The sequence below is a fragment of the Staphylococcus sp. 11-B-312 genome, from assembly GCF_016743055.1.
GTDB classification, from domain to species: Bacteria; Bacillota; Bacilli; order Staphylococcales; family Staphylococcaceae; genus Staphylococcus; species Staphylococcus ureilyticus.
This window is the reverse complement of the sequence record NZ_CP068241.1, coordinates 799,714-823,006: the sequence shown is the minus strand read 5'-3', so window position 1 is coordinate 823,006 and position 23,293 is coordinate 799,714. Positions and strand designations below refer to the sequence as shown.

21 protein-coding genes and 1 pseudogene are annotated in these 23,293 nt (G+C 32.4%); 2 read left to right on the top strand and 20 right to left on the bottom strand.

What is annotated here, in order from left to right; translation table 11 throughout:
* Positions 1 to 99: 99 nt before the first annotated feature.
* The 7 genes from JG554_RS03725 to JG554_RS03695 all read right to left on the bottom strand — a co-directional run bounded on the left by JG554_RS03725 (position 100) and on the right by JG554_RS03695 (position 8,982).
* Positions 100 to 1,473, bottom strand: a complete 1,374-nt coding sequence (locus tag JG554_RS03725) for a YjiH family protein (RefSeq protein ID WP_046208396.1) — start codon at positions 1,471 to 1,473, stop codon at positions 100 to 102.
* 404 nt (positions 1,474 to 1,877) lie between these two features.
* Positions 1,878 to 2,840 carry a FecCD family ABC transporter permease gene (locus JG554_RS03720; RefSeq protein WP_046208397.1) on the bottom strand — a complete coding sequence of 321 codons (963 nt, stop codon included), beginning with the start codon at positions 2,838 to 2,840 and terminating at the stop codon, positions 1,878 to 1,880.
* Entirely contained in the window at positions 2,837 to 3,871 is a 1,035-nt protein-coding gene (locus tag JG554_RS03715) for a FecCD family ABC transporter permease (protein ID WP_070037706.1), read from the bottom strand. The genes JG554_RS03720 and JG554_RS03715 overlap by 4 nt, the downstream gene beginning before the upstream one ends.
* Before the next feature lie 12 nt (positions 3,872 to 3,883).
* Positions 3,884 to 4,894 carry an ABC transporter substrate-binding protein gene (locus tag JG554_RS03710; protein WP_070037704.1) on the bottom strand — a complete coding sequence of 337 codons (1,011 nt, stop codon included), beginning with the start codon at positions 4,892 to 4,894 and terminating at the stop codon, positions 3,884 to 3,886.
* A gap of 94 nt (positions 4,895 to 4,988) precedes the next feature.
* Entirely contained in the window at positions 4,989 to 6,050 is a 1,062-nt protein-coding gene (locus JG554_RS03705; protein WP_046208400.1) for an alanine racemase, read from the bottom strand.
* A 2-nt stretch (positions 6,051 to 6,052) separates the two neighbouring features.
* Positions 6,053 to 7,810, bottom strand: coding sequence for an IucA/IucC family protein (locus tag JG554_RS03700; protein WP_070037702.1), 1,758 nt, complete (start codon positions 7,808 to 7,810; stop codon positions 6,053 to 6,055).
* Positions 7,807 to 8,982, bottom strand: a complete 1,176-nt coding sequence (locus tag JG554_RS03695) for an MFS transporter (protein ID WP_064209393.1) — start codon at positions 8,980 to 8,982, stop codon at positions 7,807 to 7,809. Before JG554_RS03695 ends, JG554_RS03700 begins: the two co-directional genes overlap by 4 nt.
* A 100-nt stretch (positions 8,983 to 9,082) precedes the next feature.
* Between JG554_RS03695 and JG554_RS03690 the strand changes: the two genes are divergently transcribed.
* Positions 9,083 to 11,032 carry an IucA/IucC family protein gene (locus JG554_RS03690; protein WP_070037699.1) on the top strand — a complete coding sequence of 650 codons (1,950 nt, stop codon included), beginning with the start codon at positions 9,083 to 9,085 and terminating at the stop codon, positions 11,030 to 11,032.
* 69 nt (positions 11,033 to 11,101) lie between these two features.
* On the opposite strand, the gene JG554_RS03685 is transcribed toward JG554_RS03690, so the two are convergent.
* The 6 genes and pseudogenes from JG554_RS03685 to JG554_RS03660 all read right to left on the bottom strand — a co-directional run bounded on the left by JG554_RS03685 (position 11,102) and on the right by JG554_RS03660 (position 16,540).
* The gene (locus tag JG554_RS03685) at positions 11,102 to 11,608 is read right to left on the bottom strand and encodes an Asp23/Gls24 family envelope stress response protein (RefSeq protein WP_046208404.1); all 507 of its coding nucleotides are present in this window, start codon (positions 11,606 to 11,608) and stop codon (positions 11,102 to 11,104) included.
* A 58-nt stretch (positions 11,609 to 11,666) separates the two neighbouring features.
* Positions 11,667 to 11,905: pseudogene (locus tag JG554_RS03680) on the bottom strand (DUF2273 domain-containing protein).
* Between the two features lie 12 nt (positions 11,906 to 11,917).
* Complete coding sequence (amaP, locus tag JG554_RS03675) at positions 11,918 to 12,454, bottom strand: alkaline shock response membrane anchor protein AmaP (protein WP_019468674.1); 537 nt, start codon at positions 12,452 to 12,454, stop codon at positions 11,918 to 11,920.
* 143 nt (positions 12,455 to 12,597) lie between these two features.
* Positions 12,598 to 14,163 carry a BCCT family transporter gene (locus JG554_RS03670; protein WP_070037696.1) on the bottom strand — a complete coding sequence of 522 codons (1,566 nt, stop codon included), beginning with the start codon at positions 14,161 to 14,163 and terminating at the stop codon, positions 12,598 to 12,600.
* 344 nt (positions 14,164 to 14,507) lie between these two features.
* Entirely contained in the window at positions 14,508 to 15,515 is a 1,008-nt protein-coding gene (locus tag JG554_RS03665; protein ID WP_070037693.1) for a zinc-binding alcohol dehydrogenase family protein, read from the bottom strand.
* Between the two features lie 17 nt (positions 15,516 to 15,532).
* Complete coding sequence (locus JG554_RS03660) at positions 15,533 to 16,540, bottom strand: NADP-dependent oxidoreductase (RefSeq protein ID WP_064209390.1); 1,008 nt, start codon at positions 16,538 to 16,540, stop codon at positions 15,533 to 15,535.
* A gap of 144 nt (positions 16,541 to 16,684) precedes the next feature.
* Between JG554_RS03660 and JG554_RS03655 the strand changes: the two genes are divergently transcribed.
* Complete coding sequence (locus JG554_RS03655) at positions 16,685 to 17,680, top strand: LLM class flavin-dependent oxidoreductase (protein WP_070037690.1); 996 nt, start codon at positions 16,685 to 16,687, stop codon at positions 17,678 to 17,680.
* A 79-nt stretch (positions 17,681 to 17,759) separates the two neighbouring features.
* On the opposite strand, the gene JG554_RS03650 is transcribed toward JG554_RS03655, so the two are convergent.
* The 7 genes from JG554_RS03650 to JG554_RS03620 form a co-directional block, all read right to left on the bottom strand.
* A complete protein-coding gene (locus JG554_RS03650; RefSeq protein ID WP_238394788.1) occupies positions 17,760 to 18,509 on the bottom strand; it encodes an alpha/beta hydrolase in 750 nt (249 codons plus the stop codon).
* A gap of 367 nt (positions 18,510 to 18,876) precedes the next feature.
* A complete protein-coding gene (rpsI, locus tag JG554_RS03645) occupies positions 18,877 to 19,269 on the bottom strand; it encodes a 30S ribosomal protein S9 (RefSeq protein WP_019468668.1) in 393 nt (130 codons plus the stop codon).
* A 19-nt stretch (positions 19,270 to 19,288) separates the two neighbouring features.
* Positions 19,289 to 19,726 carry a 50S ribosomal protein L13 gene (gene rplM, locus JG554_RS03640; protein ID WP_046208411.1) on the bottom strand — a complete coding sequence of 146 codons (438 nt, stop codon included), beginning with the start codon at positions 19,724 to 19,726 and terminating at the stop codon, positions 19,289 to 19,291.
* Between the two features lie 202 nt (positions 19,727 to 19,928).
* Positions 19,929 to 20,735 (bottom strand): tRNA pseudouridine(38-40) synthase TruA, encoded by an 807-nt coding sequence (truA, locus tag JG554_RS03635; protein ID WP_046208412.1) that lies wholly within the window; start codon positions 20,733 to 20,735, stop codon positions 19,929 to 19,931.
* 3 nt (positions 20,736 to 20,738) lie between these two features.
* Entirely contained in the window at positions 20,739 to 21,545 is an 807-nt protein-coding gene (locus tag JG554_RS03630; protein WP_070037684.1) for an energy-coupling factor transporter transmembrane component T family protein, read from the bottom strand.
* Entirely contained in the window at positions 21,535 to 22,398 is an 864-nt protein-coding gene (locus JG554_RS03625) for an energy-coupling factor transporter ATPase (RefSeq protein ID WP_203265372.1), read from the bottom strand. The genes JG554_RS03630 and JG554_RS03625 overlap by 11 nt, the downstream gene beginning before the upstream one ends.
* Positions 22,395 to 23,207: an energy-coupling factor transporter ATPase gene (locus JG554_RS03620; RefSeq protein WP_046208415.1), complete on the bottom strand. Its 813-nt coding sequence runs from the start codon at positions 23,205 to 23,207 to the stop codon at positions 22,395 to 22,397. Before JG554_RS03620 ends, JG554_RS03625 begins: the two co-directional genes overlap by 4 nt.
* Positions 23,208 to 23,293 lie beyond the last annotated feature (86 nt).

The following is a 23,293-nucleotide window of genomic DNA, read 5'->3' as shown; positions in this document are numbered from 1 at the left end:
TAAAACACACACATTTACACATATAAGAAACGTTTTAAAGGTCAATCACTTTTAAAATAATTTCAAATATGAGTTTATGTGTGTTTTATTTTGTTTAATTTAATTAAAATAAAGATGGGCCATTAATGCAATAATCGGTAAAGCAATGATTGTTCTAATCAAGAAAATAACAAATAATTTAAAAATACTAACTGGGATTTTAGATCCTAAAATCACGCCACCCACTTCAGATAAATAAATCAACTGCGTAATACTTAAAGCACCAATGACAAACAATGTTATGTCATTTCCAACGCCTTCAATTAAAATAGATGGCAAGAACATGTCAGCAAAACCGATCAAGACAGTTTCTGAAGCTTGTGCAGCTTCTGGAATTTGCAATAACTCTAAATAAGGAACAAAAGGTTTACCTATAATTCCAAATATTGGAGTATAAGTCGCAATGAGCGTAGCTAAAGTTCCAACACTCATCACAACTGGTAATATAACGAACCACATATCTATAACTGTTTTAAAACCAGATTTAAAGAACGATTTGAATCCTGGTGCTTTGATTCCAGTTTCAGTAGCCATGTCAAAACCATGTCTCAAAGCAGTTTTATTTGCAGGTAACTTTTCAGTACGCATTTCCTCAGATACTTCTTTTGAATATTCATCTTTAATCGTACTCAACGGCCATATTCTAGGTAAAATCAAAGCACATACAATACATGATACAATTACTGATAAATAAAAATAAAAGAAATGATTTTGCATATGTACTGTTTCTGCAACTACAATTGCAAAGGTTAATGATACTACACTGAAGGTAGTGGCTATAACTGTCGCTTCACGTCTAGAATAAAAACCACCTTCATACTGTCTACTTGTTATTAAAACACCAACTGTCCCATCACCAATAAATGATGCTAAATTATCCACTGTCGAACGTCCTGGTAATGTGAATAATGGCCTCATGATTGGTCTGAAAATAGGTCCTAATAATTCCAATAAGCCATACTCCATTAATAAAGGTAAAAAAAGCGCAGCAAAGAAAAATACAGATACAAGCGTTGGTAATAAACTTTCAAACACTAAACCACCAGTATCAGCAGAATAAACTGCTTTTGATCCCATTTTTAAATATGTCATCCAGACAAAAATAACGGCTAAAATTCTTAAAATAAGCCAAACAAATTTGACATTAAATGCATTATTCATTAATCCTTCAGGTTGCAATTTATTTTTTAATACCGTCGAACAGATGATAGATAAAACACCTGAAATAGTTATTATTATTACAATGATTAATGGCATCGCATCACCTAATAAATCTTTTAATAAGCCTGCTAAAAATGCCACTGGTAAAGTCGTTTGCTTTTCGCCATCTTCAGTCACAGTTACAGGAATCAAAAATAGTATAATCCCCAAAACTGACATCAAAATGAATTTTAATCTTCCTTTAATAATTTGTGCTTTACTGTAATCGTCCATTTTGTTCACCCCTTAGGTGTGTATATATTTTTATAAACACTTTAAAAGCAACAGCAATAATTATAACCTATTTTGTATAAATATGTAAATTAAATTTTTATGTCTTTTTAATGTCATAATTTTTTATAGATAATAAAAGGGAGCGGAACAGAAATCTAATTTTATAAAATAGATTTCGTCGTCCCACCCCGGCAAGCATGACTAGAATTGAAAAAATTATAAATTAATTGCTTGAGCCGTCGCTCATGCATAAGTCCCTTTAACTCGATAAAATATGAAGTGGACTTTTATTTTCAGCTCAGTCATTTACTGTCAATGTGCAATGAGGCTAGTACGAATCTATTGTTTCTCAGCCTCTACTTTAAATGAAAGCGTTTTCTTTTTCAATATTTTATATATTAAATTTATAATTTTCTTAATAAAAACAGAAAATAAGGCACACCAACAATAGCGACGATAACACCAACTGGAATATCAATTGGCGGGTGAATACCTCTTGCTAGGCTGTCACTTATCATTAAAATTAAAGCGCCTAACAAACCAGACATAAATGTAATATGTTTGTGCTTGTGACCAACTAACTGTCTAGCCATATGAGGTGCAATAAGTCCTAAAAAGCTTAGACCCCCAACAACAGATATTGAAGCACCTGCTAGAATAACAGCTAAAAATAAAAGTATTGCCTTTACTTTTTTCACTTTTGCTCCGAGTGCAATCGCTATATCATCACCTAATGTTAAAATATCTAGTTGATGACAATAATAAAATATCACTGGTAATGCAACAATAAACCAAGGTAATATCACCCACACATTTGACATACTATGACCATATAAGCTACCTGTCAGCCAAACTAATGCCGTATTAGCATCAAGGGGGTTACGTATGAGCATATATTGCACGATTGCTGTACATATCGCACCTATCGCTAAACCAATTAGCGCTAACTTAGAACCTTTTACATTAAATTTTGATATTAATATAGTTAAAATCATACTGATAATTAATGCACCTGCAAAAGAGCCAAACGGCAATATGAATAAAGGCGCTGATGGAAATAACATGATAATTGTAACAGCAGATAAACTTGCACCTTTGGTAATACCAATCACATCAGGGGAAGCTAGCGCATTTCTTACAACGCCCTGTATTAATGCGCCAGAAATGGCAAGGCTACTACCTACAATTAATGCTAAAAACATTCTTGGTGCTCTATATTCGTTAATAATAAAATTATTTTGTGTAAAAAGGCTACTTACTGCTTCAAACGGATTGATGAATACAGCACCTATCGAAAGAGACGCAATCGACGCAATCAATAACAATACTGTGACAAGCGAATATCGAAATATGAATGGTCTCATCATAGCCTTCTCACCCCTTTTATTGTAAATGCTAAGAAATAAAAAGCACCTATAAATGACGTTACTATGCCTACAGGTGATTCAAAAGGAAAGGCAATCAATCTGCTTAAAACGTCAGATAATAATAATAAATTTGCGCCGATAATCATTGTTAAAGGAACCATTAATCTATAATCTGTTTGAATATAATGTTTAACGATATGCGGTACAATCAAACCTACAAAACCGATTGGACCTGCAATTGAAACAGAAGTACCTGCCAGTACAATAACTAAGATACCAATAATCATTCTTATTAATTTAACATTTTGGCCTAATGAAGTTGCTAAATCTTCACCTAATTCCATGATTGTCAATTGTTTAGAAATGATAATTGTACAAATAAATGCAAGTATCAACCACGGCAAGATACCTAAAACTTGCGTCCATGTAATCGAAGATAAAGACCCTACTAACCAAAACATTACCGTTGATGTAGCATCTTCATTTAATAAGATAATGCCTTGTGTCATGCTTGAAAAAAATAAATGGATAGCCATTCCAGCAAGCGCTAACTTAATGGGTGTCATCCCTTTTGTTGAGCCAGATAATGCATAAACCGTAAGCCCTCCTATAAATGCACCTATAAAAGCGAATATCGTGGCATAAGTCGACAATGAAGGCATGATCATAGTAATCAATACAATCACGAAAGATGCGCCAGAATTTACGCCAAATATTTGAGGAGAAGCCAATGGATTTCTAGTCATTGCTTGCATTAACAATCCTGCTAACCCTAGCGCTGCACCTATGAATAATCCTGCTAACATTCTTGGGATTCGTACATTATGTATTAAAAATGTTTGTTTAGTATGTGAATGTGTTAAAAAATAATCATTAAAATCATTTAATGTAATATGAGATGCTCCTACACTTAAGTTAAAATAAATAATCACAAAAAGCGCACACACACTCACAATAAATGTGAGTGCTGTGCGTTTATTATGTTTCTTATCTTCAGTTTTGGTTTGGTTAATGCTATTAGACTTAGTCATTTACCGTTCACCTTACTTTTGTTGTTTATCATTTTTTTCATCTTTTGAAATCTCTACTAATTGTTTAGCTATCTCTTCAGAAGAAATGATGCCTCGTGCACGAGCCCAAGTATTTCTATCTACAACTGCAATTCTATCATTTTTAACAGCATCTAAACTTTGCCAAACTGGTTCTTCTTCTTGTTTTTTCAAGTTTGGATCATTTTTTCCCTTGTCCACCATGATAAACATGCGTCCTGGATTAATATCTGAAAGCACTTCTGAATTTAGTTGTAAATATGGTCCTTTCAAATATTTAGATAGGTTATCTGTTTCAGTTTTATTAAGCGCGTTGTTAAAGCCTAATTCTTTCAATAATTCACCAACATATGTGTTTTCTGGATGTGCGAGCAAACCAGATTTGGCAATGACTGTCGCTAATACTGGTTGTGATTTATCCATTGTTATTTCTTTCTTGTATTTATCCATTAACTCATTATGTTTTTTCAGTCTCTCTTTTCCTTTATCTTCTTCACCTGTAGCTTTAGCAATTGTTTTAAAAGCATCTAGGTTATCTTTATAATCACTATCAAAGCTTGGTAACATAATCGTTGGGGCAATTTTTTCTAAATCTTTTTGTATACCCTTATGTCTGTTGCTATCTGCGATAATTAAATCTGGTTTCTGATTACTAATTTCTTCCAAATTTGGTTGTTTACGTGCACCCACTGATTGATAATCACCTATTTTTTCACGAATCGGTGCTAAAATCCTCTCTTTTTTTCCATCATCTGCCACACCAACCGGTTTAATATCTAATGCAGCCAATGCATCAACAAATGAAAACTCAAGTGCAACTACACGTTTAGGTTTTTTATCAATGTTCGTTGTTCCCCCATCATGCTTTATCGTTGTGCCGTTTTTACTTTTGTCGTCATTTTTAGATTGGTCAGAACCATTGTCACTAACCTTACCGCAAGCCGCTAGCAAGATAAGCGTTACTGTAATTAATAACAGACCTATCCATTTAGATCTTTGCTTCATCGTTTTCACTCCTTAGATATGTATCATTACACATCTAATTTTATTGATAACGATTCTCAATGTCAATAATTTTTTTATTAAAACTTGATAAAAATCAAATTTTATTCAATATTCCCTTAATTTGGGGATAACACATTTTTTCAATGATATCATCACGCTTATAGTCTTTTGGTAAATTAGGCACAAACATACTTTGCGCTAAAGCTTTGTAACCTAGGCTAAACTGAATTTTATCTCCAATATGATAATGTTCATTATTTAACAAATCTATCATAAGGTGATCGCTCGTTGCACCCAAAACTTTCACTTGATGATGTAATGGTTGAATATCGTTGACGTCTGTGTCTAAATTTCCTATATCTACAATTGCTTGTAAATAATGTTGACCATCATTTACGTTAATACGTGGCTTAATTTCCACAATTTCTGTCTCTAAAATGATGGCATTTTGATATAAAGTATCAAATGAATGATTCGTCGTCGTTTCAATGCCTCTAAATAAAGTTTCTCCGATCCTTAATTCGTTAATTTTCCCTAAGTCATTATAAAGCATTTGTAATAGCATACTAGAGTTGCCACCTGAGATAACATCGAATTGCATATGCATGACTTCCTCGATTGAAGTTATAAATTGATTAATCAGCTTAACATCTTCTTCAGTCGGAGCAATTGCATTAAAACACATAAAATTAAAAGCCAATCCTTTAAGATAGATATGATGCATGTTAATAATTTCTTTAATATAATCAATCACATCGTAAGTCAACACACCTTCTCTAGCATCTTTCCAATCAACCATTAACAATATATTATGTTTCACATCATAATTACTTGCGATTTCATTGATTTGTCGTATTGTTGCCAATTCAGTTTGAATACTCGTGTCAACGTAATGAACTAAATTTTCTAATTCATTACGGTTACTATTTCTAATTAATGTATAAGACATTGCTTTATCTGTACTTTTTTGAATATTACTGATTCTTGCGTCTGCAACATGTGTAATGCCAATATTTTTAAACATTTCAACGATTTTTTCATCGCCAGCCACACATTTAATCACAGGTGTAAAATCAATATGGTGCTGATTTAAAAGCGCACTTAAAGTCATGGCATTGTACTTAATTTTAGAAAGATTTACTTTGATCTTTGCCATAATTACACCTCTTTACTTAAAGGGTTATCTAAATCTACAGTTAAATAATTTTTAACCTTACCTTCCATTCTCATGCGTAACAATGCTTTTACATTAATCTTGGATCCAAATAAGGTTTGTCGTAATATTTGCGCATGTGCTTTTTGAGGGTCAATAGATTGTTCAACAGCTTCACGCACAAGTTCAAATAATTCATCTGCTTCAATATCTTCATATTGTGTAAAATGATGGATTAGTTCTGACATTTGATTTTGAATGACTGCATGTTGGAATTTTGCGATTACCGCTTCAATATTTTCAGCTATTAAACTTTTATTAGTAATATTAATGTTAGGTAATCGGCCCCTCAACGTATTTAAATCAATCCTTGAGCCTCCTAAATCTCTAATCAAAAATTCCATTTTAAATTCTTGATCCAAATGAACAATGGTATTTTGCATATGTGCTTCTAAAGCAATACCATAATCTTGGATATACGCTATTAATGGTTTTATAAGCGTTAATGCATAATTACTAATAAATGTTTTAATTGAAGCTTTGCTTACTTTTAAACCAAGCCATTCTATATAACTATCAACAATAATTTGATTATCTACAGGGTTTCTGTTGACTAAACTTCCTGTTACTATCGTGAGACCAGTGTTTGAAATTTGTGGCTGATAGCGCACGATACAAGCTAATTGTCGTGCACTATCTTCATCTGTATCAGCATGTAAACCATAGGGCTCCATAGCGACTTTCAATTGAGGATATACATCCATCATATCTTGTAACTCATAACTTAATTTCGGGCCATCAACGGTGGTTACTGATGAAACAGTTCTCACTGCACTTGTCGCCTGTACATTGATTGGTAACTTGACATGAAAAGATTTATCGAGCAAATCCATTGTTCTAAAAGACAATGTTGCTTTGGATTCTATGTCAAAAGGCGTCGCTAAAAGACGTTGTGTTTCTATCCAATGACCAAATTGTTGTGGAATAACATTTTCATATTGCCATGGATGTACAAGTATAATGCGATAATCTGCTAATTCTAAATCATGTGAAGCTAGAAATACTTTTATTTTATCTTTATATTCAGGAATGACTTGATTGATGATATATAGTTCATCACCTTCCATCGCAGTTGCTATACAAAATTGTTTATGAATAAGCATAATTTTCAATGGAATAATTTTTTCAAATTCCGGCGCATATAATTTAACTTCTTCTTTCGTTAATGGCAGCTTTGTTTTAGTTAAAGGATGCGTAGGATGGCCTTCCTCTACAAGACTTTCAGAATAAATTAAATCATTTACACCATTATTTTCTTTCATATGTTGAAGCCATGTAAAAAAGTTGATGGTCCTAGGCATTCTTGAAAATTTCAAACTATCACGAATGTTAGATTGTCTATGCTTAAAATTTTCATAACTCATCGCTAAACCTTCTCGGCTTGATTGTAACTCTGCAGTTAGTCTAGCGCTAATAGGAATATCAAATTGATTTGTTAATATTTCAAGTAATTGTTCCAAAGTTTTAATAGTGACACTTGCATCACCTTTAATATAACGTAGCTCACCCTCAAAAACATAACGCATTAACGGACTCTTTCTGATATAGTTAACAGCTAATGCTTGTCCTTTATATTGTAGTTCTACGCAGTTATCAAAAGATTTAAAAAACATTTTCTCTGGAAAAATATGTTCTTTAAGAATCGCATTAAACATGCGATATTGAATATTTAAATCTGCTGATTTCCATAAATGATGCATCATACAACATTGCCTCCGTTTCTTCTTTGTCTGTTAATCATGCCAAATATTAATGCAATCGTTAAGGTGCTTAATCCCATAATTATAAATGTTTCAATAACACCTATATATTCTGTTAAAAAACTCATGATCATAGCACCTAAAGGAATCATCCCCCTATCCATCATTACAACACTTAATACCTTCCCTCGATGCTCTGATTTAACACGATGTTGAAAATAAATCCTATTGGTTGTACGCGCCCATTGACTGAACAGACCGATTAAGAATATTGAAATAAAAAATAATATCGTATTCTGGCTAATACTGCCTAACAAAGAGACGCCAAATAATATCGAACTATAATAATACATCTTCACCATAGGAATATTTTCTAATAAATTAGGTAAAATCATCGTCGCAATAATTCCACCTATTGCGCAACATGTCATCGCTGTCCCAAACATCGTGACTTGTTCAGGGAACGTCTTATCTGTTAAAACTGGTAATAGTGAAGTATATGTAAAACCACTAGCCATGATAAACAAAGATGTTACAAATATCCTTGTACCCACGCTATTATCCTTAAAATATTCAAACACAAATTTAATACTCATTTGTTTTTCCACTTCATTATAATGCGGTTGTTCAAACTTTAGAGGCAAACATAGTATCAGAGATATTAAGTAACATATCGCTTGTATACTGAAACTTATTTGTGCGTTATAGTTTGCCATTACTAAACCAGCTATAGCAGGACCTATTGATCGACAAATATTAATAATAAATGAATGGTACGAAACCACCTGAGTTGTTGTTAAGCGTTTCGACAAATCTGGTAGCACAGATTGACGTACTGGTGTTTCTATTGCACTCATCATACCTCTACCCAAAGAATATAATAAAAATACTACAATCGGTATATCCCAATCTTGAAAGATTAAGACACACAGTAAAGTGGTAAGTAGAAAAGAGGAAGAGATAGTTATTTTCAGTAGTTTCCCCCTATTATATCGATCTGCTATTGCACCAGCCCATACACTTATGAGCAAAATAGGTACAAGGCGGAAAAAATTAATCAGTCCAAGATAAATTGCGTTATGATATAACGAATACACATACCAATTTAAAGTGATATGTCCAATCCAATTTCCTAAAAACAATAGGAAAGAACTTGAAAAAAAGTACTTTGCCATATTTTCACCCGACTTTTTAATTGATAATAATTATCATTATCGATATTATGGATTATACAAATATCCTATACTTTTGTAAAATAATATTTAGAGGTGCTTTATGAATTCAAAAAGTATTAACAACAATTTATTAAATAAAATGAACAATGATGAACAACATGCATTTGATTATTTATTATCAATCAATGAACAATGGGCACAATTGTTTTTAAATATGCTTTTAGAAAGTCGAGATAAAATATCTCAAAGATTAATTTCTTCATTACATAGAGAAAATTTAATAGACAGTCGGAGTTACAGTAAGATTATTTCTAACCAAGATTTGAACATTGTGCACTTACCAGCAAACAGCAAATTGTTATCCATTGCGTTTCCGAAAGTTAATAAGACGCTATATGCAACGATTACAGGAAATCATGCATTTGATCGTCTAGACGTTCAAGGACCATTTTATATTGAAGACAACGGAAATTACAATAGAGTCCAACATCCAAATGAAATATTAAATATTATTTTAACGATATCACCAGAGCTAGATAATGAAGCTAGTACACAATTTTATGAAGATTTGAACAACAGTGTCACAAATATGGCCATTGCATTAAGTTATCAAGCATATACATTAGAAAACAATAAAAAAAGCTTATATGAATTAATCATGAATGCAGAGGACAGTTATTTGAGTTCTGAACAGTTTGTTATTGAAGGTCACCCAATTCATCCGGGTGCTAAATTACGTAAAGGAATGACACCAGAAACTGTAATTAATTATTCAGCCGAATTTGGTAATGCCATATCCTTACAATTTATTTTAATACATAAATCAATAGCAAAATCTCAGACTTATATTGAAGAAGAAAATGATTTACTTTTTAGATTGTTTGAAGGGTTAGAAGCAGCTGTTATGAATCATGTTGGTCATGATCAAGTTAATCAATATTACGTTATGGTCGTCCATCCATGGCAATACGACCATATCTTATTACAAGAATATAAAGAAGAATTAAAAACAAATCGATTGATACCAATTGATTATCAACAATCTTATTACGCAGGATTATCATTTAGAACTTTAATGCCCAAATATCCTAAAAAGTCACCTCATATCAAGTTATCAACCAATGTTCATATTACTGGTGAGATTAGAACATTATCTGAGCAAACTACAATAAATGGTCCACAAGTAACACATATCCTTAATGATATAAAACAAAAAGATTCATTATTTAAGCATATAAACGCTGATACAATAGATGAACTTGCTGGTATTCATTTTTATAATTCATTGGACAAAGTCACTACCAGAACTAAAAGAAGTGAACAACTAGGTACATTATTTAGAACCAATATTTATCATTTAATTAAAAATGAAACTACACCTATCATCCCTTCAGCGTTAGTTAGTTCAACTATATATAATAATGAACCATTAATTGTTTCGTTAATTAACAAATATAAAGAAAAAAATAAGTTTCCGACCTTTGAATTCGCTGCTTTATCTTGGATAAATCAATACGGTCAAGCCTTAATAGATATCACGATTCCTCTATATGTGAAATACGGTATCGCCCTTGAAGCACATTTACAAAATTCAATCGCTACATTTAGTGAAGATGGACGATTAGATAGGCTTTATATACGTGATTTTGAGGGGTTACGTATCGATCGCATACGCTTGAATAAGATGGGTTATAGTACTGCAAGTTTTCATGAAAAATCTTTGATTTTATCTGATCAACCTCAAACAGTATTTAATAAAGTCTTTTATTCAAGTATTCAAAATCATCTCGGTGAATTAATTGTCAGTATTACAAAATCAAGTGAAGATTCTAATTTTGAAAAGCAACTTTGGCAATTGATTCGAGATATTTTAATTGCTAAATTAAATGATATTGCAAACGATATAGATGACCAACAACGCGTGAAAAATATAAAATCAATCCTATTGGCACCCAAAATAGATTATAAATGTGTTACAACCATGCGTCTGACTGATGAAGCGGATTACTATACCTATATTAAAGTTGACAATCCTTTACATCAGAAATAAATATACACAATATATATACAAAAAATACCGGTAAAGGATTACCTTTACCGGTATTTTTTAAATTATATGTTATTGTAAGCCTTTATTTTCGTTGCTTGAATTTTGGCTTTTTTCATTTTTTTGTGACCATTCTTTTCTAGTCATCACGTCTTCAACACGCATATTCACTTCTACAACTTCAAGACCAGTAATATATTTTACTTGTTCTTTAACTAAATCTGTTACTTTGCGGAAAATTTTAGGTGCAGATTCACCATATTCTAAAATAACTTTTAAATCAACTGCAGCTTGTTTTTCGCCTACTTCAACGCTAACACCTTGTGTTACATTGTTGCTGCTTCCGAATGAACTAGAAATGTTATCAACGAAGCCGCCTTTCATTTCTAAAATACCATTTACTTCGCGTGCGGCAATACCAGCAATTTTTTCAATAACTTCGTCTGAGAACGTTAACTTATTTGTGAATTCTGGTTCTTGTTGCTGTTGTTGCTGCTGTTGTTGTTTTTCTTGCTCTTTTTCGTTTACTCCAGTTTGGTTATCATATGCTTGTTTTGCTTTATTGTTATCTACTGCCATAATTAATTCTCCTTTGTTATATAAGATTTTAAAATTAATAATATACTATTTAAATTAATTAACTCCATCGATTTAAGAAATTTAAAAATCTTGCTTACGGTCTTTAGTATACCCAATACCAATACCAATTAAACATAAAACGATAATTAATATTGTACTCCAGAAACCTAACGTTAAAAATAATATAGCGATAATTAGAAATGCTAAAAATCCAATTATTCTCCATTTAAATGTTTTAAAAAAATCAACAACTTCTTGTGTAGAATCTTGTCTTTGTTGGTTATTATTGTTAGCCATGATAACCCTCCCTTACAACACACGTTTGCCTGAGGCTTTTTGATCTCTAACGTTAACCTCTAATTTTGAAACTGGTAATTCAGTGAAATGCTCAACATTTTGTTTAATGTCATTTCTTATTTCTTCTGTTAATGAACCAACTTGAACATCACCCGGAACAAAGAAATCAGCTTTTAAAGCAATATGTGATTTCTTTTTCTTGTTATATAGTTTCGCTATAACATTTGGTTGACGAATTTGGTCATATTTTACAAGTGTATCGTATGCAGATTTTTCAACTGCTTTTCTCGATACATAAATATGTCCATCTTCATAGTCTTTATAAAGTCCAGGTTTTCTATACGTAGGTTTAAACAAGCTAAATACAAGTATTAGACCTATTAAAATCAATAGAGCTGCTAAGCCAATTAACGTTGGTTCAAACCAATTAAATTGCTTGAAGTAGTCCTGGTACTCACTAATTCTAGAATCTTTGATATACATAAATAGTAAAAAACCAACGATGACTACGATTAATAGACCTAGTATAAAATTTTTAATTCGCTTCACCTCGTATGACACCTCCTATAGTCAAATTATATGTACATGTCATACATCTTTATACCCCGTTAAATAAACGTAAAAACATTTTAAATTGAAATTATAATGTATTTGGTAAAATAATTTTAATCACTGCCATGATGCATTTGTAATTAGGTATTTTTTTCATGATCTTGATTTGATTTTCGATATTGTAAATACTTTTCATCAGAAACAAGTAATTTATTGCTAGGACGCGGTTTTTCAATTGATAATGATTTGAATAGTGACCAAATCATAAAGATAATGACGATTGAAAAAGGCAAAGCTGCAATGATTAATAAATTTTGTATTGATTGTGTACCACCTGTATAAATCATAATCATCGCAAATAAAGCTAAAATAATCCCCCAGCTTACTTTTACTATACCGGATGGGTTTATACTACCTTTAGAACTCAACATACCAAGCACGTAAGTTGCTGAGTCTGCTGAAGTAACAAAGAAAATCATAATTACAATGAGCGTGATAATACTGAGTAAAAATCCTAATGGGAAATGCTCAAGCATTGCAAATGTTGCAGTTTCAGTTGCCTCTTTAGCAATGTTGGCAATACCATTTTGCTGTAAATAAATTGCAGATGCCCCGAATACTGCAAAGAATAAAAAACAAACAAGTGCTGGTACAAAAAGTACACCTAAAATAAATTCTTTAATTGTTCTACCTCGAGAAACCCGAGCAATGAATATACCAACAAATGGCGCCCAAGAAACCCACCATGCCCAGTAGAAGATTGTCCACTGTTGTAACCATTGGAATTTCTCTCCACCTGCTTGTGGGATACGTAAACTCATATTAAAGAAATTAGCAATATAATCACCCAATGAATTCGTAAACATATTTAAAATGTTTAACGTAGGACCGACACAAAATAATGCGATCAAAACTACAAAAGCTAAAAACATATTAATATTACTTAAGTTTTTAATGCCTTTATCAATACCGGACCAAGCAGACCAGGTAAATAACACTGTAGCTATAACGATAATCACAACTTGTGTACCAAAATTAGAAGGTATTTTAAATAAGAAATTCAACCCTTCATTAATTTGTAATGCACCAAAACCTAATGTCGCAGCAACACCAGTTACTGTGGCAATAATTGCAAGCACATCGATTGCGCCACCTATTGGGCCTCGCATCATTTTTTCACCCAAAATGGGTCTTAATGTAGCACTAACTAATCCAGGATATCCTTTATGAAAATTAAAGTACGCAAACACGAGTCCAACAATTCCGTACACTGCCCACGCATGTATACCCCAGTGAAAAAATGAAAACTGCATCGCTTCATTTATAGCAGTTTGTGTTCCTGCTTTATGTATCGGTGTTAAAGTAAATGCGTGACTGATGGGTTCAGCTGTTGTCCAAAATACTAAGCCTATCCCCATACCTGCACTAAATAACATTGCAAACCATGATTTAAGTGAAAATTCTGGGTCTTCTCCCTCTTGACCTAAAGTTATTGTTGAATATCTAGAAAATAATAAATAGATAGATACAACTAAAATGGCTAATACTAATAGTAAATAATACCATCCAAAATTTACTGCAATAAAATTGGTAATTGCTTGTGTAACCGACTCTAATTGTTTAGGCGCAATTGCTCCATATATAACAAATAGCGTACAAATCGTTAACGCTACCCAAAAAACCACTGTTAATTTTCTAAATCGCATATTAACATGACACTCTCCCTTTACTTTATGTGTCACATATACCCTTACATCGTGCTAATATGCGTAATTTATGAATTTAATTGCATTTAACATTTTAATTTATATATAACTTTTATTTTAAGACGCACATATATTCAAAAGTGAAAATGATGATACCGAACATGTGATAGACGGTTATGTTGAAAAAATAAAGGAGCAAAATAACAATCAAATATAATAACTTGACTGCATTTGCTCCTTGAAAGCTCTTAATTTAATCAAATCGCTTTGGCATATCACATATGATTTAACAATAATTTATATATAACTAACAGTGTTTTCGTTAAGAATATTTTTCACTTTTGTTAAATTGAAATAACCAATTTACCGACCATTCTATGATTTTCCATTTTTCTATGCGCCTCAAAAATATTATCTGCTGTTAATCCTTTTAACACTTCATTTGCTGTTGGTTGATAATCACCAGATTCTACTTTATCAGTGATGTCTTTTAGATACGTACCGTGAATAGCCATATCCTCTGTTTGATTCAAAGGTCTTGAATACATATATTCATGAGTAAAGGTTATGCTTTTAGGCTTTAGTAAATTCAAATCTTGCTCATGATTGAAAGCAACAATTGTCGCAATTTTACCACGTGGTTTTACAAGTTCAATCATTTTTTCATAATATAAGTCCGTATCAAAAGTACAAAAAATATAATCTACTTCACTAATTTCATATTTTTTAAATTCATCTGTCAAATTATTTTTATGATTCAACACGATGTCCGCACCTAATGATTTTGACCAATTATACGTTTCATCACGTGATGCAGTGGTGATGACATGTAATCCGTAATATTTTGCTATCTGTGTCGCGATACTGCCTACGCCACCTGCTCCATTAATTATTAATAAGGATTTACCTTTATTTTCTTCAGGATTCTTAGAAATATTAAAAACATCAAAAAGTGTCTCTGATGCTGTTAAGCCAGTTAATGGTAAACTTGCCGCTGCTGTATCACTAATATTACTTGGCTTTAATGCTACTAAGCGTTCATCAACAAGTTGATAGGTCTGATTTGAGCCTTGATATGATGGTGAGCCTGAGTAATAAACTTCATCTCCAATTTTAAATTGTTTAACATCTTCACCTAAATCTTCTACAATGCCTACAGCATCATAACCTAGAATTCTTGGCGACTCATTTATAGACGATTGTCTAATTTTCGTATCTACTGGATTAACGCTAATAGCTGTTAAACGTACTAATAACTCACGCTGCTGAGGTTTTGGCGTCTCTATATCCATTTCATAAAATTGATTACCCTCATCTAATGTAAACGGTTTGTCTGCACCAATTGCTTTCATATGTGCATCTCCTTTAGTTATAAATTATCTGATACTTGAACCACTTGTTTACCAAAATTGTCTCCAGTAAATAAATTTCTAAATGCATTAGGCACGTTTTCAAATCCTTCTACGATTGAAGTTTTTGTTTTTATTTTGTCTTCATTTACCCACTGTGCAAGATGCTGACTAGCTTGTTTAAAGTCGTCTGCATAATTAGCCACAACAAACCCTTTCATAAGTGCTTGTGATTTTATTAAAATTGGTTGAATCCGTGGACCATGCTCAATACCCTTATCATTATAACCAGAAATCGCTCCACATACTGGAATTCTAGCAAATTGATTTAAGTGTTTCATAACTTCATCTGCAATGTGTCCACCAACATTTTCAAAATAAACATCTACACCATCAGGCACCGCTTGAGCTAATTGCTCTGAGAAGTTATCAGCTTTATAATCTACGCTAGCATCAAATCCTAATTGATCAGTTAAATATTCTGTTTTACTTGTTCCACCTGCAATACCAACTACACGAGCACCTTTGAGTTTAGCAATTTGACCTACTACTGAACCCACAGCTCCTGAAGCTGCAGATACAACAACTGTTTCCCCTTCTTTTGGTTGTCCAATTTTTAGCAATCCGTGATATGCTGTTTGGCCAGTCATACCTAGTACGCTAAGATATAAGTATAGTGGAATGTCTCGCTGGGTAATTTTCGTAACACTTTGTGCTGATACATTTGTGTGTTTTTGCCAAGGTAGCATACCTACAACATAATCGCCTTGTTCAAAACCATCAGCATTGGATTGTATTACTTTTCCAACAATATGACCTGCCAATGGTTCATCCAATTGAAATGGTTGAATATAAGATTTACTATCATCCATTCTGCCACGCATATATGGATCTACCGAAATATATATCGCTTCAATTTGAATCTCATCTTTACTAGGCTCATCTATTTCAACAGTTTCGTATCTAAATACATCATCTGAAGGTATACCTTCTGGACGTTTTGCTAATACAATGCTTTCTGTTTTCATTATTTTGCCTCCATTTCATCTTTTCTTCTATTTTATAGTGATGAGGTGATGCAATCAATCAAATCGCTTATTTGATATTTTGTCCACATGTTATGATAAACAGAATAGAGCACTTAAATGATTGTAATGAAGGAGAATGTAAACATGCGATTAAGTATACTAGACTATGTCCCAATATTTGAAGGTAGTAACACCACTCAAGCGATAAATCATTCTGTTGAATTAGCTCAACTTGCTGAATCATTAGGTTTTTATCGATTTTGGGTTGCTGAACATCACAAAGTATTGTCAGTTGCTTCTAGTGCTCCAGAAATGATTATGATGGCTTTGTTAGAAAATACGACTTCGATACGCATTGGCAGTGGTGGCGTTATGCTTCCTCACTATAGTGCTTATAAAATAGCAGAAGTCTTTAAAATATTAGAAGGACGTCACCCTCGTAGAGTAGATTTAGGCATTGGCCGCTCTTTCAGTTTTAAAAATGTAAATCAAGCGTTAAATGAAAACAAAACAGCTAACATTGATTTTGAAACACAAATTGTGGATCTAACAAACTATTTTAATGATGACATTCAAAAGCAAAGATTTCCTGGATTATACGCCACGCCTTTAATCCCAACGCAACCTAATATGCATTTATTAGGCACAAGTCAAAATAGCGCTGAACTCGCTGCACAACACGGCTTACCTTTTGTCACCGCTTTAATGGGGAAAAATAAAAATAAAGTTAAACAATCTATCGCTGTTTATCGTAAGCTATTTTCAGAACTTCATCCAAACCGAACACCTTATGTTATTATTTCAACTTTTGTCATCACAGCAAATGACATTCAAAAAATCAAAGAGTTAGAACAAGCTTTTCATCTATGGCTATTACGCATTAATTATTTAAAACAACCTAGTCATTATCCATCAATTACATTTGCGCAACAAAGACAGCCATCCACTAGAGAAATAGAAAAAATGCATCAAAATAAAGCACGTGTTATCAGTGGTTTGCCAAATGAAGTTTTCACTCAACTTAAAGCTATCGCAAATCAATATAATGCAGATGAAATGATGATACAGCCACATGTATATGGTGAAGCAAATCGCAAAAACTTACTACAATTATTAGCAGCTGAAAATAATACATTTTAAGCCTTTTAGAATGAGTAAATAACATGGATTCAAAACTGTACAAAAGATAATTCTAAAATCATAGAGTTATCTTTTTCATTTATAAGCCCCAAAGAAATGCATTCATTTGATCTGTAACTTTTTTATTATCATGGAGCTCACTATGTTCTGCTTTTGGTCCATATACTTTGTATGTTTTATAAGTTTTAACGTGATTTGACAAGAGATACCTTAACGATTCTGAAGATACATTTGTAACTCTACCATCAGAAAGGGTTCCGTCTTTTAAATCTCCATAAATATTAAGCACTTCAGCATTTTTAGGATAGTGCGCTTGCATAGATAATAAATTTCGATATGCTTTTAACATCCTGTTAGGTTTGCCATTTTTATCTAAATATATATTTAAGTCCAAACCATTGATATCCACTTCCCCGTTAAAGTTTCCAGCTAAACTCACTTGCTTATTTAACTTAGGTAAGGCACTATCATCACCATACTTTAACATATAGTAACTAAATGATTGATTTCCCATAGAATGAGCTACAAAATTGAATTTTTTAAAATGATATTTTGCATTAAAAGCAACCATAACATTTTTAATCCATTGCGCATCTTTTTCTAAATCTTTTTCTTCATTATCTTCAAAAATGATTTTTATAATCGGGCGTTTCATATTATTAACTATATTTTTATTAAATGTCACCTTTCCCTTTGATGAAACTTTGGCCTCAACAACGTCATTTGTAATATTATTTTGCACTGCTGAATTAACCATGTATTTTTCTGAATTAGCTGTACCGGCAAAACCATGCAAATAAAATGTAGGAATCGATGTCTCGTTAGACATGTTTTTAATGTGGGTTTTGTAAAACAGTTGATTCAAAGTCAAAACGACAATACTAGCTAAAAAAATAAATATTAACACGAAAACCAATTGCTTCAAGAGATGTTTTAATTTATTGAACGCCATATGTATAACCTCTAATACCATTTTACTTTATTATACTTCATACTAACTGAACTTACTAAAGTAAACCAAATGCTTTGAATTTTAAAAGTAGCAAAGTTTGTTTTTTTAATATTTTATAAATCAAAAAAAACTTCCCATACAAATATGGGAAGTTAGAAATATTGTTGCTATATAAACACCAATTACTTAAGCAATTAATGTACAAATCTGTAGGTGAAGCGTATTCGCCACTGTATTTGATATATTAACGTTTTGAGAATTGTGGTGAACGACGAGCTTTTTTAAGACCTGGTTTTTTACGTTCTTTCATACGTGGGTCACGTGTAAGTAATCCAGCGCGTTTTAATGAACCTCTATATTCAGGATCTGCTTCTAATAAAGCACGTGCGATACCGTGACGGATAGCTTGTGCTTGTCCAGTGAAACCACCACCGTGAACGTTAACTAATACATCATAGTTACCTTTAGTTTCTGTAACATCAAATGGTTGGTTTAAGTCTAAGATTAATGATTCGAATGGTAAGTAGCTACGTACATCAGTGTGGTTAACAGTAATGTTACCTTCGCCAGGTACTAAACGTACACGTGCTACTGAGTTTTTACGACGGCCTGTGCCTTTATATTCAACTTGTGCCAATGTAATTTCCTCCTTTTAATTAACCACGTAACTCGTAGTTTTCTGGTTGTTGTGCAGCGTGTGGATGTTCAGCGCCACCATATACAAATAATTTTTTGCCTTGTTTTTCACCTAGACGTGTGCTTGGTAACATACCTTTAATTGAGTTTTCAAGTAAACGTTCTGGGTTTTTAGCTTTTAACTCACCAGCAGAGATTGATTTGATTCCGCCTGGGTGGTTACTGTGACGGTAATACATTTTGTCTTGTTCTTTATTACCAGTGAATTGAATTTTAGCAGCGTTGATGATAATTACATAATCACCTGAATCAACGTGTGGTGTATAAGTTACTTTATTTTTACCGCGTAGAATAGCAGCTACTTCTGATGATAAACGACCAAGTGTTTGACCTTCAGCATCAATAACATACCATTTGCGCTCAATGTTTGCTTCATTAGCCATAAATGTTTGACGCATATAATTGTCCTCCTAGAATAAATAAATGTTTCTTGTCTAATTGAAATGATATTTAAACTTAAATGCATTTATTTTGTTAATTTATAATTTCTACGTGCTTCTATATCTTGTTACACAATAAGATTCCGGGGCTTATCGTGGGGTGATATAAAACAATACCGTTAGTTATCGTATAATTTTTATGGTGTTTTGTCAATGTAATTTACCTATTTTGTGTGGATTTTTTTTGATATATTTTTATGTCTTCACCAAAATCACTTATGAGTGCTTCGGGAGACAAGTATATATGTTCCAAATATAATCCTTCTGCTGGTGCAGTAAACGGAACTTTATTGCGATCTTTCGCTTTTAATAATTGTGGAACTGACTCAGGCTGAAATTTCTCTTTACCCACACCAATTAAAAATGCAACTAACACACGTACCATATTATATAAAAACCCTGAACCAGTAACTACATAATCAAAACCATATTCTGTTTTTTCGATTCTACTTTCATATAGAGTACGTACTTTACTTTCAACTTCTGTTTTTTGAGAACAAAAACCAGTAAAGTCATGTGTACCCATAAATAAACTGGCAGCCTGAGACATCTTTTCAAAGTCTAAACTTTCAGGTACGTGTGCTTTCAAACCACATTCAAATGGATTTTTATTAGGTGATTGATAAACTTTATAGCGGTAAGTTTTACCCACACAATCATATCTACAGTGGAATGACGCATCTACAAATGAAACATGTTTCACAAAAATATCATCAGGTAATGCCCGATTCATTGCATACTGCCATTGATCTGGTAAAATGTTAAGCTCTGAATCAAAATGAAAATATTGCTCTATTGCATGCACACCACGATCAGTTCGGCTACTAGGATGAATTCTAACATGTCGCTTGTGCATGCGCTTAAGTATTTTTTCAAATTGCTGTTGTACCGTTCTACCATTATTTTGAATTTGAAAACCTAAGAATTGACTACCTTGATACGAAATATTTACTAAAACACGAACCATCCTTTACACTCCCATATACTTTAACACAAATAATATTATTGCTATTGGTATTATTGATATCAATAACAAGCTATCAGACTTTTGCCAGTTTAATTGACGATAACTCGTTCGCTGTTTGTTTGTATCATAACCACGTACTTCCATTGCAATTGCTAAATCTTCAGCTCTTTGGAAAGCTGAGATAAATAAAGGAATTAACAAAGGTATAAACGCGCTCACTCTATTGATTAATCCCCCTGAACTGATTTCAGAACCTCTTGATTTCTGTGCTAAGATAATTTTATCCAGTTCATTCATTAAAGTTGGAATAAAACGTAAAGCAATTGACATCATCATACTCAGTAAATGTACAGGTATTTTTATCAACTTTAATGGGTATAATAACCTTTCAAATGCATCAGTAAGATCTAAAGGACTTGTCGTTAAAGTCATAATTGTAGACACCATAATGATAAACATTAACCTCAAGACAATATAAATACCTTCTAAAATACCATGTGTATCAATTGAAATAAAACCGAATTCAAATATCCGTATACCACCTTTAGTTAAAAATAAATGCATTAAAAAGGTGAAAATCAGAAAAATCCATATTGGGGTTAACCCATTAATTAAAAACCAAGCTTTTATATGAGCAGTTTTCATCATGGTTACAATGATTATAAATAACCATAAATAAGTAAAAAATGAATGTGCAAAAAATATTAATATAATAAATAAAAAGACAAAAATTAATTTTGCACGTGGATCACGACGATGTACAAAAGTGTCTAATGGAAGATAACGTCCTATAATAAACTTATCTCTCATTTTTTTGCCACTCCTTATACATCTCAGTGAATTCTGATTCGGTTAATGCAATACGGTCAAATTTAATTTGATGTTTTGCTTCAATGTCTCTCTGTAATTTAACGATGTCTGGAACATCCAAGTGCATGTCTTTAACATAGTCATTTGCATTAAACAATTTTCTTGGAGAACAGCTTTCAACTAATTTGCCCTGCTTAATAATTTTTACTTCATCAACATATTTTGCAACGTCATTCATTTCATGCGTGACTAATATGATTGTTTTATGTTGTTCAACTTGAAGTTTCTTTAACATTTCCATGATTTGATTTCTACTTTTAGGATCAAGACCTGCAGTGGGTTCATCTAATATGACAATATCTGGATCCATAGCTAAGATAGAAGTAATTGCTATTTTTCTCATTTGGCCTCCCGACATTTGGAAAGGCGATTGTTCAAGTATATCTCTATTAAAACCGAATTCGATTAATAATTGAAATGCCCGTACTTTTACTTCTTCAAGTGACATATTAAAATTTTTAGGTCCAAATAATATTTCTCGTTCTACTGAGTCTTCAAAAAGTTGTGATTCTGGAAACTGGAATACTACCCCCACACGTTTTCGTACTTGTTTTAAATACTTATCTTTAGTTTTATGTGTAATTTGGACATCATTGACCTCTAAAGAGCCATGTGAAGGTTTGAGTAGTCCATTAATATGCTGAATTAATGTAGACTTGCCTGAGCCTGTTTGACCAATTACTGCATAATACTTCCCTTGTTCAAAAGTGGTTACAATGTCTTTCAATGCAAGATGCTCATAAGGTGTTCCTTTTTGATAAACATAAGATACTTGATCAAATTTAACAGTCATAATTTGCTTACCAACCTTTCGTAAGAAATATAGTCAGTAACACCTAAGAGTTGTTGGCTCATTCTCATTGCAAACGGTAAATCTAAACCAATTTGTGTCAGTGCCGCTCCTTTATTAAAAATAACTTGAGGCAAACCTGCTTGATATAAGGAACCTTGGTTTAAAACAACTAAATGGTCCGCATCTATAGCTTCTGATAAATCATGAGTGATGGAAATGATTGTCACATCTTTTTCTTCTTTTAAACGGTGAATTAATGAAATTAATTCTGTTCTGCCTTCTGGATCTAACATAGACGTCGCTTCATCTAATATAATGATATCCGTATTTAATGCTAAGACACCTGCGATTGCGACACGCTGTTTTTGACCACCTGAAAGTGATTGCGGCTCATATGTGGCTCTATCCAACATATCTACATCCGCTAATGCTTTGGGTACAATTTCGTGCATCTTTTCGTAAGTTATCGCATTATTTTCTAAACCAAAAGCTACATCAAATTCTACAGTAGACCCTACAAATTGATTTTCTGGATTTTGAAATACAATTCCTATATGTTGTCTTAACTCATTTAAGTTATCATCATTGATACTTATACCGTTCAAATAAATTTGGCCTTCAAAAGGTTTTTGAATGCCTATCATCAGTTTTGCTATCGTTGATTTACCTGAACCATTGTGGCCTACTATAGAAGTCCATTTACCTCTTGGTATGCTAAATGATACATCATTTAACGCAAGTGGTTCATCGCTATTATATTTAAAAGATACGTGATCAAATTTAATTATTTCTTCTGCTTGCGTTACCATGTCAGTTATCTCCTAAATCAAAAATATTAATCATATACTTAATCATTTTACATGAAAAATAATAAATAAGCACTTCTTCTTCACTA